Annotated in this window: 2 protein-coding genes; one reads left to right on the top strand and one right to left on the bottom strand. The window is 75.4% G+C overall.

Annotation, left to right across the window (positions count from 1 at the left end):
• Positions 1–1,803 (bottom strand): putative Ig domain-containing protein (locus ACWGDE_RS37550; RefSeq protein WP_453393566.1); only part of this gene is annotated, 1,803 nt, incomplete at its 3' end.
• Between the two features lie 335 nt (positions 1,804–2,138).
• Here ACWGDE_RS37550 and ACWGDE_RS37545 point away from each other — a divergent pair.
• A partial coding sequence (locus ACWGDE_RS37545) for an ATP-binding protein (protein WP_453393565.1) occupies positions 2,139–3,311 on the top strand: 1,173 nt, incomplete at its 3' end.

Below are 3,311 nucleotides of genomic sequence, written 5' to 3'. Positions count from 1 at the left end.
GCGGCCGCACCGGCGCGGTGCCGGCCCGCAACGGGAGCCGGCGGCCAAGAAGTAGACGTTCCCGGTGACGCCGACCGAGGAGGACCTGCCCGCCGCGTCCGTCACGGTGAGGGTGCTGCCGACGAAGCCCCAGGTGGTGGGCGAGCCGGTGACGACACCCGTGGCCGCGTCGAGGCTCAGCCCGGCGGGAAGACCGGTGGCCTTGAAGGAGTACGGCTTGGTGCCGCCCGTGACCTGGAGGGCGAGGGAGACCGGCCTGCCGATGTACACCACCTGGTTGCCGGGGTTCTGCAGGGCGGGCGCGGTGCCCGTGACCGGGGCGACCGTCCAGGAGAACGCGGCCGAGCCGCTCTTTCCGGCGCTGTCGGTGGCGGTGACGGTCACGTTGGAGGTCCCGGCGGTGGTCGGAGTACCGGTGATCGTGCCGGTCGAGGAGGAGATGGCGAGGCCCGCCGGCAGGCCGGTGGCGGACCAGGTGTAGGGGGCGGTGCCGCCCTCCGCGCTGTTCCTCAGCTCGACCGGGGTGCCTATGACACCGCTCTGCGCGGAGACGGCGGAGACGGTGACCGCGCCGGGCTGCGGACTGGAGGTGACCAGGGACATCTTGAACTTGGTCAGGGCCTCGTTCACGGGCTGGAAGATGGTGAACTTCTCACCGCTGCCCGAGGTGCAGGTGGCGCTGCCGCCGCCGGAGTGGAGCCCGACGGCCTTGCCGCCGGTCGCGGTGACGTACGCCCCGCCCGAATCGCCGCCCGCCGAGCAGGCGTTGGAGTACGACAGGCCCTCGATGACGACGTTGCCGTAGTCCACCCGCTGGTCGACCTTGGTGACCTCGCCGCAGCGCATGCCGGTGGTCTGCCCCGAGCGGCACACCGCCGTGCCGACGACGGCGTCGGCGGACCCGGTGACGGTGACGGCGGCGTGCTGCGCGTCGCCCGCGACGGTGGGGGCGAGGTTCCAGCCCGCCTGGTCCACGTCGACGACGCCCATGTCGCCTTCGGGACCGTTCACGCTGCTCCGGCCGTCCTTGTTGGACGTGCCCACCCGGGTCCCGTCCTTGCCGTAGGCGGCCTGGTTGACGTCGTTGGTGCAGTGACCGGCGGTCAGGAACGCCTTGGACCCGCCGGTGACGCGGGTGGTCGCGAACCCGATGGAGCACGGGCTCTCGCTGCCCGGAACCCATTTCTCCCCGCCGACGACGTCGGACTGCTGGCGCGGGCTGCCGGAGGTCTCGGTGATGTGGACGACGGCGCCCAGGGCGGAGACCGCGGAGACGAAGGCGTCGGTGGACGCGTCGCGCACCGTACGGTCCACGGTGACGTCGATCCGGTTGTTCCGGGCGTCGGGACCCCACGAGACCACCCCGGTGACCCCGGCGCCGACCGCACGCGTGACGGTACGGACGGCCGCGTCCAGCTCGGCGGGGCCGTAGCGGGCCTGCCGGGCGACGGCGCCCGCCTCCCGTACCAGCGCGGCGTCCGCGGAGCCGGTGACGGCCACGTTCAGCCGGCCGGTCGAGGAGTCGAACCACATCCCCGCGACGCGGTCGCCGACCCGGCCCCTGACGAGGGTGGCGGCCCTGTTCGCCGCGTCCTCGTCGGAGACCCGTTCGCGGACCTGGTCCGCGGAGAGGTGGAAGTCGCGCTGCATGGCCCGGAGGACCTGCGGGGGCACGGACGGACCGGGCCCAGCGGCCGGGTCGGCGTGCGCGGGCAGGGCGGCCAGGCCGCCCAACGCGACGACGGCCGTGACGGAGGCGGCCGCAACGGAGGCCCACAGAGGCCTGTTCGACGGATTTCGCACGGAGATCCCTTCCTGGGGGGACGTACCGGAGGGGTGGGCCGGTACGAGTCACGGCCCGCGGGGGAGCGCGGGCTCCCAGGGCATGTCCTTCGGGCACGCCCTGGTCGCCCCGGGAGCCCGCACTCGGGGGAGCCGTTCGAATCCGTGCTCCGGGGTGGCCAACAGCGTGGTCCCGTACGGGTGTCGGGAGCATCGGAGGAATCCCTTGCACCGCCCCGGCCACAGCACTGGGCATCACCAGCCACAGCACTGGGCATCAGGGGAAACCCTTGATCCCCGCGCCCTGCCGCCCCGGCCGTTGTCTCCCCGAACGGCGGCGCCTACGGTGCCCCTTCGTGAGGCCAGACACGGACGTCTACAACGCCCCGCCGCCCCGAGGCAGCCCCCGCGCGGCATCGGACGCGGCCGCCCGCGCCGAGGAAGTACTGGGCCGGGAAGGGCGCGTCGCCCTCGCCGGACCCTGGGGCGCGGGCAAGACCACCGTCCTGGAGGACGTCCTGCGCGCCCCGTCCACCGGATCCGGGGGGCGTACGGTGCTGCGCGTCACCACGGTCGAGGGCGACGGGGAACACGCCTTCGGCGCGCTCGCCCAGATGCTGTCCCGCTGCGGTCCGGCCGGACTCGGCTCGCTCTCCCGGGCCCAGAACCAGGTGGTCGACCGGCTGTTGCACCGCGGCGCCGGCGAACCGCTCGCCGCGTCCGAGCAGTTGCCCGCCCGGCTCGCGGTGACCGCCCTGCTCGGGTCCGGCCGGTGGATCCTGGCCGTGGACGGCGCCCAATGGCTCGATCCGGCCAGCGCCGACGTCCTCGGCTACGCCCTGCGCACCCTCCCCGCGCCCGCCCTCACCGCGATCGTCACCGAGCGCGTGCACGGGCGGGCGCACGCCGCCGCCCGTCTGCTCGGCGGGCACCCCGCGCAGGTCGACGTAGCGCCGCTCGACGCCGAGGAGACCGCGGCCCTGCTCGGCGCGCACGGCCTGCCCACCCGCTGGGCGGGCCCCCTGCAGAGCCAGTGCGGCGGCCACCGGCTGCTGACCACCGTGTCCTGTGCGGCGCTCGCGGGGCTGCCCGCCTCCGAGCGGCACCGGCCCGCCCTCTGCGAGCAGGCGCTCGACGCGGCCGGGGCCTGGCTGCGGGACACCCTGCCCGAACCGGCCCGGCACACCCTGATGCTGGCCGCCCTGACCAGCCGGCCCTCCCTGTCCCTCCTGCTGCGGGCGGGCCGCTCGGATGCCGAGGAACATCTGGCCCGGGCGCAGGCCGCCGGGGTGCTGCACATGGACCCCGGCGGCGGGGTCCGCTTCACGGCCTCGGCCCTGGCCCGGGCCGCCGCCCGCTCACAGAGCAGGCCGCGGCGCGCGTCGGCCCACCTGACCCTCGCCCGGGCCGTCGGAGACCCCGTCCACGAGGTCCGCCACCGGGCCCTGGCCGCGGACCTGCCCGACCAGGGCCTGGCCGAGGACACCGAAGCCGCCGCGGCCACCGCCCGCGACGCCGGCGAACGGGCC

This window comes from Streptomyces sp. NPDC054956, assembly GCF_053609185.1.
This window is presented reverse-complemented; position numbering and strand designations above follow the sequence as displayed.